At 56.2% G+C, this 13,638-nt stretch carries 10 protein-coding genes; 7 read left to right on the top strand and 3 right to left on the bottom strand.

The window, feature by feature from the left end:
• The first annotated feature begins 10 nt into the window (after positions 1-10).
• The 6 genes from aceF to purF all read left to right on the top strand — a co-directional run bounded on the left by aceF (position 11) and on the right by purF (position 8,127).
• A complete protein-coding gene (aceF, locus tag FQ179_RS03735) occupies positions 11-1,774 on the top strand; it encodes a dihydrolipoyllysine-residue acetyltransferase (RefSeq protein ID WP_149395915.1) in 1,764 nt (587 codons plus the stop codon).
• A 9-nt stretch (positions 1,775-1,783) separates the two neighbouring features.
• Positions 1,784-3,601: a dihydrolipoyl dehydrogenase gene (lpdA, locus tag FQ179_RS03740; RefSeq protein WP_149395916.1), complete on the top strand. Its 1,818-nt coding sequence runs from the start codon at positions 1,784-1,786 to the stop codon at positions 3,599-3,601.
• A 90-nt stretch (positions 3,602-3,691) separates the two neighbouring features.
• Positions 3,692-5,113, top strand: a complete 1,422-nt coding sequence (gene folC / locus FQ179_RS03745) for a bifunctional tetrahydrofolate synthase/dihydrofolate synthase (RefSeq protein WP_149396896.1) — start codon at positions 3,692-3,694, stop codon at positions 5,111-5,113.
• Positions 5,114-5,286: 173 nt separating this feature from the next.
• Positions 5,287-6,120 (top strand): SPOR domain-containing protein, encoded by an 834-nt coding sequence (locus tag FQ179_RS03750; RefSeq protein WP_149395917.1) that lies wholly within the window; start codon positions 5,287-5,289, stop codon positions 6,118-6,120.
• Positions 6,117-6,605, top strand: coding sequence for a CvpA family protein (locus FQ179_RS03755; RefSeq protein ID WP_149395918.1), 489 nt, complete (start codon positions 6,117-6,119; stop codon positions 6,603-6,605). Before FQ179_RS03750 ends, FQ179_RS03755 begins: the two co-directional genes overlap by 4 nt.
• A 22-nt stretch (positions 6,606-6,627) precedes the next feature.
• Positions 6,628-8,127: an amidophosphoribosyltransferase gene (purF, locus tag FQ179_RS03760; RefSeq protein ID WP_149395919.1), complete on the top strand. Its 1,500-nt coding sequence runs from the start codon at positions 6,628-6,630 to the stop codon at positions 8,125-8,127.
• 351 nt (positions 8,128-8,478) lie between these two features.
• Here purF and FQ179_RS03765 read toward each other — a convergent pair whose 3' ends face one another.
• From FQ179_RS03765 to map, 3 genes are all read right to left on the bottom strand, one after another.
• Positions 8,479-8,964 carry a disulfide bond formation protein B gene (locus tag FQ179_RS03765; RefSeq protein ID WP_149395920.1) on the bottom strand — a complete coding sequence of 162 codons (486 nt, stop codon included), beginning with the start codon at positions 8,962-8,964 and terminating at the stop codon, positions 8,479-8,481.
• A 139-nt stretch (positions 8,965-9,103) separates the two neighbouring features.
• Positions 9,104-11,689, bottom strand: coding sequence for a [protein-PII] uridylyltransferase (locus FQ179_RS03770; RefSeq protein ID WP_149395921.1), 2,586 nt, complete (start codon positions 11,687-11,689; stop codon positions 9,104-9,106).
• Positions 11,690-11,754: 65 nt separating this feature from the next.
• Positions 11,755-12,564 (bottom strand): type I methionyl aminopeptidase, encoded by an 810-nt coding sequence (gene map, locus FQ179_RS03775; protein ID WP_149396897.1) that lies wholly within the window; start codon positions 12,562-12,564, stop codon positions 11,755-11,757.
• Between the two features lie 228 nt (positions 12,565-12,792).
• On the opposite strand from map, the gene rpsB reads away from it, so the two are divergent.
• Complete coding sequence (gene rpsB, locus FQ179_RS03780; protein WP_149395922.1) at positions 12,793-13,542, top strand: 30S ribosomal protein S2; 750 nt, start codon at positions 12,793-12,795, stop codon at positions 13,540-13,542.
• The last annotated feature ends 96 nt before the right edge of the window (positions 13,543-13,638 follow it).

Raw genomic sequence — 13,638 nt, forward strand, 5'->3', positions numbered from 1 at the left:
GGGATAAAAAATGAGCAACACCACCGAAATTAAGGTTCCGGATATCGGTGACTTCGACGAGGTTGAAGTCATTGAGGTGCTGGTTTCCGAGGGCGACACGATCACGGCAGAGCAAAGCCTGATTACCGTTGAATCCGACAAAGCGTCGATGGAAATTCCATCGCCCACAGCGGGCGTGATCAAATCTATCAAGGTCAAGGTCGGCGACAAAATCCGCCAAGGCACAGTTATTATTGATGTCGAACAAGAGGGCGGCGACGCCCCCCCGGCAACTGTTGCTGAGGGAAAAAATGTTGCAGCCCCGCAGGCTCAGGGTTCTGAAAGTAAAGCAGAAAGCAACGCGGTTCAAGACGACACTTCGGCTGCGCCTGCACCAGCCGCCTCTGGCGGCGAGCGCCTCACGGTATCGGTGCCCGATATCGGCGACGCAAAAGATGTCGAAGTTATTGAGATTCTGGTTAAAGTGGGTGACACCGTCCAGGCCGAGCAAAGCCTTATTACGGTTGAGTCTGACAAGGCCTCCATGGAGGTTCCCTCCACGGCAGCGGGTGTCGTCAAGGCTATTCTCGTCAAGCTTGGCGACAAGGTTAACGAGGGTAGCGATATCCTCGAGCTTCAGTCTACGGGCAAAGCCGGCGTAAGTGCGGCAGCCGCAGCACCTGCTCCATCTTCAAGTACACCAGCCAAGGCGCAGCCCGACGCTGCCAAGGCCGCTGGCACAGGTTCCAAGGCCACTAGCGCTGCACCGGCAGCAACTCAGGCCGAGCAGGCGTCTGCAGCAGGCGAGTTGGCGTCGACGCCACCTGAACGCCATTCACCTACAGAAGCTTACGGCAGCGTCGATGTGCCTTTACGCAACCTGCCGCATGCCTCTCCCTCTGTGCGTAAATTTGCCCGTGAACTTGGCGTTGACCTTGCCACGGTCAAAGGTTCGGGATCCAAAGACCGCATTACCCAAGATGACGTACGTCAGCACGTTAAAAATGCGCTTGCTAACGGCGCAAGCGCCACCGAAGTTGCAACGGTAGGCGTAGAGGGTGGTTTCAGTGTGCTGGGCTGGCCCAAGGTTGATTTTGCCAAGTTCGGCGATATCGAAACCAAGCCGCTCTCGCGCATCAAGAAAATATCCGGTGCCAACCTGCATCGCAACTGGGTGATGATCCCGCACGTTACCAACAACGATTTGGCAGATATCACCGAACTTGAGGAACTGCGCCAGCAACTGAATAAAGAGAACGAAAAATCGGGCGCCAAAGTGACGATGTTGGCCTTTCTTATCAAGGCGGTTGTGGCGGCACTCAAGAAGTTTCCCGAGTTCAACGCCTCGCTCGATGGTGACAACCTCGTGCTCAAGCAGTACTACAACGTTGGCTTTGCGGCGGATACGCCCAACGGGCTGGTAGTTCCTGTCATTCGTGATGCCGACAAAAAAGGCGTGTTTGAACTTGCCAAAGAAATGGGCGAACTGGCCAAGCTGGCTCGCGACGGCAAGCTTTCGCCAGCACAAATGCAGGGCGGCTGCTTTTCCATCTCGTCTCTGGGTGGCATAGGTGGTACCTCATTTACCCCTATTATTAATGCCCCTGAAGTGGCCATTCTCGGCGTATCACGGTCGTCTCATGAACCGATCTGGAACGGCAAAAAGTTCGTGCCTCGTTTAATGCTTCCGCTGTCCTTGTCCTATGATCACCGCGTTATTGATGGTGCTTCGGCAGCGCGCTTTAATGCCTACTTGGGTAGCCTGTTGTCCGACTTCCGTCGCATTGCACTTTAGGAGCCGTATATGAGCACAATCGAACTGAACGTGCCCGATATCGGCGACTTCGCCGAAGTTGAGGTTATTGAAGTGCTGGTAGCGGTTGGCGACACCATCGAGCCAGAGCAAAGCCTGATCACCGTTGAATCGGAGAAGGCTTCCATGGAAATCCCTGCCAGTCAGGGCGGGGTCATCAAGAAAGTGCTGGTCAAGATCGGTGACAAGGTTACTGAGGGCTCTGCCATGGCGGTTATAGAGCCGTCCAGCCAAAAACCGCAAGCGGCTGCATCAGACGGCAAAAACGCCGCTGACGCTGGCAAGGCGGGCGGGCAGGCCGCTGCAGCGTCTGCCGGTGCGGCGGCCACTGCAGCTGCAGCCAGTAGTTCGGGTGCCGCCCCAGCGCCTAAAGCTGCCAGCTATAGCGGCAGTGTCGATGCTGAGTGCGATGTACTGGTTCTGGGCGCCGGCCCAGGCGGGTATTCGGCCGCGTTCCGGGCCGCTGACCTGGGCCTTTCTGTGGTGCTGGTCGAGCGCTATGACACGCTGGGTGGGGTATGTCTGAACGTAGGCTGCATACCATCCAAAGCCTTGTTGCACACGGTGGCCGTGCTCGAAGAGGCACAGTCGCTCTCGGCACACGGCATTATCTTTGACAAGCCCAAAATCGATCTGGACGGCGTCAGGGCGTACAAAGACAAAGTGGTCAGCAAGCTGACCACGGGTCTGGCGGGCATGGCCAAAGCCCGTAAAGTAACCGTCATAACAGGCAATGGTGAGTTTGCCGACGCAAATCATTTGCGCGTCAGCCAGCCAGATGGCAGCGCAAAAACGGTCAAGTTTGCGTCTGCCATTATTGCGGCAGGTAGTCAGTCGGTAAAACTGCCGTTCTTGCCTGACGATGAGCGGGTGGTTGACTCCACCGGCGCGCTCAAGCTGGCCAGCATTCCTGAAAAAATGCTTATTGTCGGTGGCGGCATCATTGGTCTGGAAATGGGTACGGTTTACTCTGCGCTCGGTGCCAGACTCGACGTGGTCGAAATGCAAGACGGCCTTATGCTTGGTGCCGACCGCGATATGGTCAAAGTATGGCAAAAAATGAATGCGGGCCGATTTGATCATGTCATGCTCAACACCAAAACGGTTGGTGCCGAGGCAAAAGATGACGGAATCTGGGTAAGTTTCGAAGGTGAAAACGCACCCAAAGAAGCACAGCGTTATGACGTCGTGCTGCAAGCCGTAGGCCGTTCGCCTAATGGCAAGCATATTGGTGCCGACAAGGCAGGCGTTACTGTTGCCGATCGAGGCTTTATTGAGGTTGATCGCCAGATGCGCACCAACGTACCGCACATTTACGCCATTGGCGATATTGTCGGTCAGCCCATGCTGGCGCACAAAGCCGTACACGAAGGGCATGTGGCTGCTGAAGTCATTGCAGGGCAGAAGAGCTATTTCGATGCCCGTGTCATCCCGTCGGTGGCCTACACCGATCCCGAGATTGCCTGGGTTGGTCTTACAGAAGACGACGCTAAGAAAAACGGCGTGGCCATCACCAAGGGGCTTTTCCCTTGGGCTGCCTCAGGGCGTGCGATCGCCAATGGGCGCGATGAAGGCTTTACCAAGCTGTTGTTTGATGCCGAATCTCATCGCATTCTCGGTGGCGGTATCGTCGGCACGAATGCAGGCGACCTCATCAGCGAAGTCGTCCTTGCCATAGAAATGGGTGCTGATGCAGTCGATATCGGCAAAACCATACACCCTCATCCCACGTTAGGTGAGTCCATTGGCATGGCCGCCGAGGTGGCGGAAGGAAGCTGCACTGATCTTCCGCCCGTGAAGCGTCGGTAAACGCCCTCAGCCTCAGGGTTTTTACTACCGCAGCAACACGGCAGGTGCTACTATCAGCACCTGCCGTTTATGTTTTTATCCAATACGTATATGCCCTCACGTTGCCCCGACCCCACCGCGTCTTTGCAAGACTGGCTTAGTTATCTCGAAACCGCCCACAGCAAACCCATAGATTTGGGCCTTGAGCGCGTCAAGGCAGTTGCCACCAGCCTGGCGCTCACGTTTCCCTATATCACTATTACTGTCGCAGGTACCAATGGCAAGGGCTCTACGTGTGCCATGCTCGACGCCATGCTGCTGGCATCGGGCTACAAGGTGGGGCTTTACACCTCGCCCCATTTAATTGATTTCAATGAACGCATACGTATAAACGGTGAGTTTGCCAGCGATGCAGATATTGTCGAACAGTTTTGCAAAATCGAAGAGGCGCGCGGCGATATTACGCTCAGCTACTTTGAGTACGCGACGCTGGCCGCCTTGTTGCTGTTTGAACGCGATCAGGTTGACGTAGCCGTGCTCGAGGTGGGCCTGGGTGGGCGTCTTGATGCCGTAAATATTGTAGATACTGATTGCGCCATTCTCACTAGTGTTGACATCGACCATGCTGACTATCTTGGCGATACCCGCGAAAAGATAGGCTGGGAAAAAGCCCACATTTTCCGCCCTGGCAAGCCTGCCATTTGTGCAGACCCCATGCCTCCCGACAGCGTGGCGCAATACGCTGAAGAGATCGGTGCCGACCTTTGGCGTTTTGGTCAAGACTTTAACTATTCGGGAGATCGGCAGCAATGGGCATTTGGCGCAAAAGGGCGGCGCCGTTCTGGCCTTGCCTACCCATCGTTGCGTGGCGCAAATCAACTTATTAATGCCTGTGCAGCGCTTGCAGCGCTTGACGCGTTGCGTCCGCGCATTGTTGTAACGCAACAAGACGTGCGCTTGGGTCTGTCACAGGTTGCTTTGCCTGGCCGCCTGCAGATTTTACCTGGCATGCCTACAATAGTTCTCGATGTGGCGCACAACCCGCATGCCGCCGCAGCGCTTGGTCAAAATCTTGACAACATGGGGCATTTTACAGGTACGCATGCCGTCGTCGGCATGATGAAAGACAAAGACGCCGCGGCCGTCATTGCTCGGCTCGCAAGCCGGGTTGACCATTGGTATTGCGCCAGCCTGCCACAACCCCGGGGAATGTCGGGTGAGGCGCTGGCACAAATCGTACGCCAGGTCCTTGCCAGCAGCGCCCAGAGCAGCGAGTCGGTCGCGCCTCCTGAACGAGTGCGCATCAAGGCGGCAGGCGGCATCGTCAGCGAGCCTGCCGAAGCACCAGGCATACGCCCCGCTATGCAACCACTTGTTGCTGCCAAGGCCGTAACGGTGTCAAATTTTGACAATCCGCTGCAGGCGTTTGCTGAGGCACAAAAACAGATGTCGGGGAATGATAGAATTCTCGTGTTTGGTTCGTTTGCAACCGTGGGGCCTATACTGAACGGGCTTGGTCGTCCGGTAAATTGACGGCTAGCCAGAATCTGGCAGGTTTTTACGCATTGGTCAGCCATTAAAATAGCAGTCTGGCGCCAGGTGCCCCCCCCAGTTTGCGACGATGATGCGCCGTCGTTTGCGACGGTGTAAATCACCCTGTGGCGGTGCGCCATGCGTCCGCCTGCATACAAGATAGGTTTTCAGAAATGGGTTTGTTTTCTCGTAATGAGTCCGCTTCCGGGTCCGAGCGCCGCACGGGCTCCCGGTCTTCACTCTCGAGCGAGGCGCAGGCGAACGAGTTGCGAAGCCGGGCGCGACGCCGACTGATCGGTGCGTTGGCGCTCGTGCTGGTTGCGGTTATTGTGGTGCCGATGTTGTTTGACACTTCCACGACGCCAGAGCAAGACGCCACGCCTGTCGTCATGCCCACCATAGACCCACCGGCTATCAACGAGGGGGCAGGGGCGCTTGCACAGGCAGGCAGCGACACACTCTCGGGCACCATTCAGCAACCCGATGCCGATAACGGTACGTCTGTCGATGACGGCACCAGCGGTACGGCTGCCACGGCAACTCCTGCGCCAGATGGTCAGGTTGAAACCGCTGCTGCAGAGCCTTCCAGGGCTGAAGCGGTACCACCGCCAAAACCTAAAGCTGAACCCAAGCACGAATCCAAGCCCGAACCGGCACCAAGCCCCAAGCCTGCTGCCAAGCAACCAGTCGAGCGCACTGATGATGGTGCGGTGGCTTTAGCCATGCTTGAAGGCCGTACCCCACCCAAGAAGTCTGCTGCGCCGGTTTCTTCGGGCAATTTCACACTACAGATTGCTGCCTACAGCACTGACGACGACGCCAAACAGCGCCGTGACAAGCTGGTGGCATCGGGCGTAACCAATACCTATGTTGAGCGCGCAAGCTCAGGAGGTAAAACCACATACCGTCTGCGTGTCGGCCCATTCCCTTCGCGCGAGGCAGCCCAGGCAGCACAGGCGCGCCTGCGTGCACTTGGCTATGACAACGGCTTCATCTCCGCTAAGTGACCTCGTTCGACTATCTTGTCCTGGCCATACTGGTAGTGTCCGCATTTCTCGGGCTCTTGCGTGGTCTCGTCAAAGAACTGCTCTCACTTGTCGCCTTTGTGGTCGCGTTCATGGCGGCCGTCTGGTGGGGGCCCATAGTCTCACAATGGCTAGTACAGTGGCTCGATAATGCGCTGGTGCGCGCAGGTGCAGCGTACGCGGCTGTGTTTTTCTGCGTTCTGCTGCTGGTAGGCCTTGTCAACATTACGCTTGGCGCGCTTATTGCAAAAACCGGTCTGACGCCCGCTGATCATGGGCTCGGCGCCCTGTTCGGTTTTTTGCGCGGCCTGGTATTTGTATTGGTATTGGTCGGCCTGGCCGGCTATACCGAACTGCCCAAGGAACCCTGGTGGCAAGAAGCCAGGCTCTCAGGCGCTGCCGTCAGGGGTATTCTGGAGATCAAGCTTCTCCTGCCCCCCAGTGTAGCGTCCTGGTTACCGTATTGATCATCATTACAGGAATACATCGATGTGCGGAATCGTAGGGGTGGCTGGCGCCGGCCCCGTCAACCAGCTGATCTATGACAGCCTTCTGTTGCTGCAGCACAGAGGTCAGGATGCAGCTGGTATCTCGACGTCACATGAGCAGTTTTTTAATATGTACAAGGCGCACGGGCTGGTGCGCGACGTGTTTCGTACGCGTAATATGCGTTCGTTGCCGGGCGCTAGCGGCCTGGGTCAGGTGCGTTACCCCACGGCGGGCTCCAGCGAAAGCGTCGACGAGGCTCAACCGTTTTATGTCAATGCGCCGTTTGGCATCATGTTCGTGCATAACGGTAACCTTACCAACTGGCGCGAGCTGCGCGAAGAACTCTTTCGCATAGACCGTCGGCACATCAACACCAACTCAGACTCCGAAGTCTTGCTCAACGTGTTCGCCCACGAGTTGCAAGAGGCCTCGCATGGTTCCACGCTCGATGACGATGCCATTTTCAGGGCAGTCAGCGCCGTGCACAGGCGCGCGCGGGGTGCTTATGCCGTTATCTCACAAATCGCCAGCTATGGCATGGTCGCCTTTCGTGATCCGCATGGTATTCGCCCTTTGTGCTTGGGCTCTATGCACACCGCTAAGGGTAAAGAATGGATGATTGCGTCCGAGTCGGTGGCGCTTACGGGTTGCGGCTACACACTTGAACGTGACATTGCGCCCGGCGAGGCTATTTTTATTGACCTCGATGGCAATCTGACCAGCCGGCAATGTGCTGAAGCGCCCATGCTTACTCCCTGCGCGTTCGAGTACGTTTATTTTGCGCGCCCCGATTCAGTCATGGATAAGGTGTCTATTTATCATGCCCGTCTTCACATGGGTGAGTATCTTGCCGACAATGTCGCCAAGGCCTTGCGGCTTGGTGATATCGACGTCGTCATGCCTATTCCTGATTCGTCCCGGCCTTCAGCAATGCAACTGGCTTCGCGGCTTGGTCTGGATTATCGCGAAGGTTTCATCAAAAACCGTTATATAGGCCGCACATTTATTATGCCGGGTCAGGCAGTGCGCAAAAAATCGGTACGCCAAAAGCTCAGTGCCATAGACATGGAGTTTCGCGGCAAAAACGTGCTGCTGGTCGATGATTCCATCGTACGTGGTACCACCAGCCGCGAAATCGTCGATATGGCTCGCGCAGCAGGTGCCAACAAGGTGTTTTTTGCGTCGGCGGCGCCACCCGTACGGTTTCCCAACGTATACGGCATTGACATGCCCACACAGGCAGAGCTAATTGCGGTCGGACGAGACACCGGCGAAATTGCCCAAGAAATCGGTGCTGATGGCCTTGTGTACCAAGAGCTGGGCGATCTGGAGCAGGCCATTCGCGACCTTAACCCTCACATGCAGGCATTCGAATCGTCTTGCTTTAACGGGCAGTATGTTACAGGCGACATTGATGATGCGTACCTTGAGCGCCTGAGCCGTACCCGCGGCGAGCGCCCGGCAGCGGGCGAAATGGCCACAAGCGGTAAACAAGACTGATCTGAACAAGCTGCACGGGGCGCGCTGCACCCTCCAGAGGGGGGGGCGGTCCATCTTGTGGGTGGTGGGCGCGCTGCGAGGCCGGCCGTGAAGCAAGCCCAGTTTGAACAGATTGTGCGAGGCCAACCGCACCATCCAAAGAGGCGGGGCTGGTCGATCTTGTTATGAGTGTAAAGCGCGTCGTGAAGCCAGCAGCGATGCAGGCCCAGCCTGAACAGCATGTACGTGGCAGTACCGCTCGTTCAGAGAGCGCTTTGTCTTGCTTGCGTGTGATGAGTTGGCAGCGAGGCTGCCAGCTGTGAACGCATACACGCAGAGGCGATTTGGGTGCCTGTGGCTGCCTTATGGTGCTTAGTCGGCGCGGCGCAGCAGCTTCGTCAACGCCAGCACGCCTATAAGTGCAAAAAGCGCCATGCTCCACAAGGCGTACTCTACACCCAGCAGGGTGACGCGCGCGTCCATGCACGTGGAAAAAATGCCAAAAAGCCATGGTACGCCAGCGTCAAGACCACTGCTAACCATGAATCGATCAGCAAAGGTGCGATCACAGGAAAACATCATGGAAGCCACGGCATACTGATACCAGGCTGCCGCAATACCCCCCATGCTTAGCAAAACCACCAAACCGGCTGAAAGCCGCGCAAAACCAGCCTTAAACCGCGCAAGAAGCACACCCGCCCAGCACACTATGGCAATCACCAAGAACATAAGCCGCTGCAGCACGCACCAGGCGCAGGGGCGCATGCCAAACACATGCTGTGTGACAAGGGCAAACCCGACAGCGCCTACGCAGAGCAGGGCGATAAGGTGCAATAAGGCATGGTTGCGAAGCGTCATGAATCAACCGAGTAGTAGTGGAGTTTTGTTTGGTGCAGCACGTTCAAAAGCACAAATTAAGGCAGTTTGGTACTGCAGCATGCTTGGGCATGATAATGAGGCCAAGGCTTGTGTCTGCCGGCAAAAGAAAGAGTTTATATCAGTTGCTCGCGTTATCGAGTGTTTCGAATAGGTGTCGCTCAAACTGGAGCTGCAAACGGGGGTGGCCGAGCACGGCACCTTCAATAATAAAGATGTCTTCTACCCGATCACCCAGCGTCATGATTTTGGCCATTTTCAGATCAATGCCATGGTGCGCAAATACCTGGGCCAGGCTGTACAGAAGCCCAGGTCGGTCGGCCGATGTGACGGATAAACGCCACGAAGCACTACGCTCGTCAGGTTGAAGGACGACGTTTGGCACTATAGGAAACACTCGGGCGCGACGAGACCCGCGTTGCCGCATCACCCGTTGCATGGCAGTCTTGGGTTCTTGGGTTTCGATGGGCAAAAGTGCTTGGCCAAGTTCGTGCTCGATCAACGACGCATTAGAGCGATAGTCTTTATCGTGTGATGCAAGCAACACAATAAAACTGTCAAGTGCCCAACCGTGGTGGGTAGTATGAATGCGCGCATCCTGCACACTTAATGCGCGACGATCAAAATAGCGGCAGATATCCACAAAAAGATCAGCGCGATCACGCGTATAAACCATAATCTGCAGTGCTTCGTTCTGATCCAGCACACGTGCCTTTACAACAGGCACATCTGAATTGACCCGGTAATAAAGCTGCCGGGTGTGCCAGGCAATTTCGCTTGCTTCATGGCGAAGAAAATAGGCGATATCGAGCTGGCTCCAGAACTGATCACGACTTTCGTTGCGCAGCCCCATCAGGCGGATTTCGGTGGCCGCCGCCTCTTTGCGCTGCGCCAGTACGGTGCGCGTATCGGGTTGCGCGCCACCCAACATGTTTAGCGTCTGCCGATAAAGGTCTTCTAGCAGCTTACCCTTCCAGGAGTTCCAGATTTTAGGGCTGGTTCCGCGTATATCGGCCACCGTCAACAGGTACAGCGCGGTAAGACGGCGCTCGTTGCCAACACACATGGCAAATTCGCGGACGACATCGGGGTCTGATAGGTCTCGTTTCTGGGCAACCATAGACATGGTTAGGTGCTGGCGCACCAAGAACTCGAGCAAGGAGCGGTCTTCACCTTCGATGCCGTGCTGTATGCAAAACCGCCGCACTTCAATTGTGCCCAATTCAGAATGATCGCCGCCGCGGCCTTTGGCAATGTCATGAAAAAGGGCGGCAATATACAGCAGCCAGTGGCGGTCGAAGTCAGCGATGAGATGGCTGGCGAGCGGGTATTCCTGGGCATGCTCGGGCATGGTGAAGCGGCGCAAATTACGGATAACCATGAGAATATGCTGGTCTACCGTATAAGCATGAAACAGATCATGCTGCATTTGCCCGACAATGCGGCGAAACACCGGCAAATAGCGTGGCAGAATATTCAGCATGGTAATACGCCGCAACGCATGCACGATACCGCGCGGCTGCTGAAATATTTGGAGAAAATGCCGACGATTTACCGGGTTGCGACGAAACTGCGCGTCAATCAGTCTGCGTGCATGCCACATAGCCCGCATGGTCTGCCCGGTAATGCCAGTGATCTCTTCGTGGTCCTGCATGACCAGAAATGCGCGAAACAGCAGGGCAGGGTTACGCTCGAACGCATCATCACGGAATATGCCCAAGTGCCCGCGTACCGCGAAAAAATCATCATCAATCGTGCGCACCTGGTCTTCAGGAAGCGGAAATAAAATCTCTTCGAGGCTCTGCATCAAAATAATATTAAGCTGGCTTACCACGCGAGCCGCCCAATAATACCGCTGCATAAGCAGCTCACTGGGGCGTCTGCTGCGCGTGGCTTCAAACCCGTAAATGCTGGCCAGCCCCGGTTGCAGGTCAAACAGCACGCGGTCTTCACGTCGCCCTGCCAGCAAGTGCAGTTCGATGCGCAGGCGCTTGAAGGCCTGTTCAGCCCGTCGCAGGCTGCGAAACTCGGCGGCGGTCAGCAAGTCGGTACGAACAACTTCTTTCCAGGTTCGTCCCAAACCTGCCGCCTGCGCAACCCAAAGAGCCACTTGAAGGTCGCGCAAGCCACCTGGAGCTTCCTTGCAGTTGGGCTCCAGCGCATAGGGGGTGTCTTGGTGTCGGGCGTGGCGCTGTTGCATTTCAGAGCGTTTGGCCTGAAAAAACGATTGCGGGTCGAGCTGATCAAGCATGATCGCCTGCAGCTCACGCAGCAAACTGCGGCTGCCAATCAGCCAGCGAGATTCCATCAATGAGGTCTCGACGGTAATATCGTTGGCGGCTTCGTGCTGACAATCTTCAATAGTGCGCACACTGTGGCCAGGCTCAATGCCCAGATCCCACATTGCAGCGATTAACGTTTCGATCTGGCTGCTCTCTTCGTGCGAAGGCTGGTGCGGAAGCAGCACTAATACATCTACGTCTGAAAACGGAAAGAGCTCGCCACGCCCATAGCCGCCCACGGCAGCCAAGGTAGCGCCCGCAGGCAGTGGGTGCAGCCGCACCAGGCCGCGCAACGCCTGGTCGGTTACACGACGCAATGCGGTAAGCAGGGTGTCGGGCCGCAAATGGCTGCGAAATGCCGTAATGGCGTCGGCTCGACGACTGGCTAGCTGATCACGCAGGACGGTGAGTGATGGAGCGTTCATGGCGGGAATGGCATGCCGGCGTGGGCCTGCCGGAGGCGGATTGTCAACGCCGGGTACGTGAGGCTTCAGGCGGCAACTGCCTTGACGAAGGCGGGCGGCTGAGGCATACCCTCAGATACCGTCAGCACTTCATAGCCTGTGTCAGTAACAACCAGCGAATGCTCCCACTGGGCCGATAGGTTGTGGTCACGTGTAACGACAGTCCAGCCATCTGCAAGGGTGCGGATATCGCGACGGCCGGCGTTAATCATGGGCTCAATCGTGAAGATCATGCCTGGCTCCAGCTTGGTGCCGGTGCCAGGTTTGCCGTAATGCAGCACCTGCGGATCTTGGTGGAACTTGCGGCCCACGCCATGGCCGCAATATTCGCGTACAACTGAAAAACCCTGTTTTTCGGCGTGTTTCTGTATTGCATGGCCAATATCACCCAGTGTGGCGCCCGGGCGTACCTGTTCAATGCCCAACCACATGCAATCGTAGGTCGTTTCGACGAGACGCCGGGCCAGAATGGATGGCTCGCCGATGTAGAACATGCGGCTGGTGTCGCCGAACCAGCCGTCTTTGATAATAGTGACGTCGATATTCATGATGTCACCGTTTTTAAGCACCTTGTCGCCAGGGATGCCATGACAGATTACATGGTTGACCGAGGTGCAGATGGAGGCGGGAAAGGGGGTATAGCCAGGAGGTGCGTAGCCTACGGTTGCAGACTCAACCTTGAGCTCATTGGTGATGTGATCGATGCATAGCCGATCAAGCTCGCCGGTTGTCACCCCCGCCTGCACGTGAGGAGCGAGAAAATCTAGAATTGACGCAGCAACCTGGCAGGCGGCGCGCATTTTTTCGAGGTCGGCGGGATCGGTAACGAGTGGAATCATAGTCGCTTGCTTACAGTGTGAAAATAATAGTAGAATTATAGGCTTTCCTGAAATTTGTAAACCGCTTTTCAGGGAAGCCTATTTGGCTGCCACTTTGGGCAGGCCAATAATCAAAATCGCGTGCCGGGCCACTTAAAGGGTGTCTTAGTTTAGCTGCCTGCTTTAAAGCAGGCGCTTGCCAATAGATACAGGCCCCGGTACAAGACCCAACCCTTGGAGAGTATCATGTCTTTAATGCGCGAAATGCTTGAAGCTGGTGTGCACTTTGGCCACCAAACCCGTTTCTGGAACCCAAAGATGGCACCTTACATCTTTGGTCAGCGTAATAAAATTCACATCGTCAACCTTGAGCAAACTGTTGCCAAATACGCAGAGGCCACCAAGTTTGTGCGCCAGATCGCGGCCAAGGGGGGCACCGTGCTTTTTGTTGGTACCAAGCGCGCTGCGCGTGAAACCATTGCCGCTGAAGCTGCGCGCTGTGGTATGCCTTATGTAGACAGCCGTTGGCTGGGCGGCATGATGACCAACTTCAAAACGGTCAAAAGCTCGGTCAAGCGCCTAAAAGAAATGGAAGGCCAGCTCGTTGAAGGCAGCACAGAAACCGCCAGCAAAAAAGAAGCCCTCATGTTCGAACGTGAACTTGCCAAGCTCAATAAGGGCATTGGCGGTATCAAAGACATGAACACGCTGCCTGATGCGCTGTTTGTCATTGACGTTGGCTACCACAAAATTGCTATTGCCGAAGCCCGCACTTTGGGTATTCCGGTGGTCGGCGTGGTCGATACCAACCACTCGCCAGACGGCGTTGAATATGTAATCCCCGGCAACGATGACTCGGCCAAGGCAATCGTTCTGTACGCTCGCGGCATGGCTGACGCCATCCTCGAAGGTCGTGAACAGGCCCTCAATGGTCTGGTCGAAGAGATCTCCGAAGGCAACGAAGAGTTCGTCGAAGTCGAAGACGAGCGCGAATAAGCTGCTACGGGCGGGCGGGGCCCGCCCCGTCGATCAGGCCAGCCCGACCGGCACCCAGTGTGTCGCGCCGGGCGTGCGTTTAAGGTCGGCACATCC

Source organism: Pusillimonas sp. ANT_WB101 (assembly GCF_008369125.1).
In the GTDB taxonomy this organism is placed as follows: domain Bacteria; phylum Pseudomonadota; class Gammaproteobacteria; order Burkholderiales; family Burkholderiaceae_B; genus Allopusillimonas.

Bases quoted from the DNA above. Each gene is read 5' to 3' on its own strand.
- aceF (WP_149395915.1), top strand. From the start codon at position 11: ATGAGCAACACCACCGAAATTAAGGTTCCGGATATCGGTGACTTCGAC.
- lpdA (WP_149395916.1), top strand. From the start codon at position 1,784: ATGAGCACAATCGAACTGAACGTGCCCGATATCGGCGACTTCGCCGAA.
- folC (WP_149396896.1), top strand. From the start codon at position 3,692: ATGCCCTCACGTTGCCCCGACCCCACCGCGTCTTTGCAAGACTGGCTT.
- FQ179_RS03750 (WP_149395917.1), top strand. From the start codon at position 5,287: ATGGGTTTGTTTTCTCGTAATGAGTCCGCTTCCGGGTCCGAGCGCCGC.
- purF (WP_149395919.1), top strand. From the start codon at position 6,628: ATGTGCGGAATCGTAGGGGTGGCTGGCGCCGGCCCCGTCAACCAGCTG.
- FQ179_RS03765 (WP_149395920.1), bottom strand. From the start codon at position 8,964: ATGACGCTTCGCAACCATGCCTTATTGCACCTTATCGCCCTGCTCTGC.
- FQ179_RS03770 (WP_149395921.1), bottom strand. From the start codon at position 11,689: ATGAACGCTCCATCACTCACCGTCCTGCGTGATCAGCTAGCCAGTCGT.
- rpsB (WP_149395922.1), top strand. From the start codon at position 12,793: ATGTCTTTAATGCGCGAAATGCTTGAAGCTGGTGTGCACTTTGGCCAC.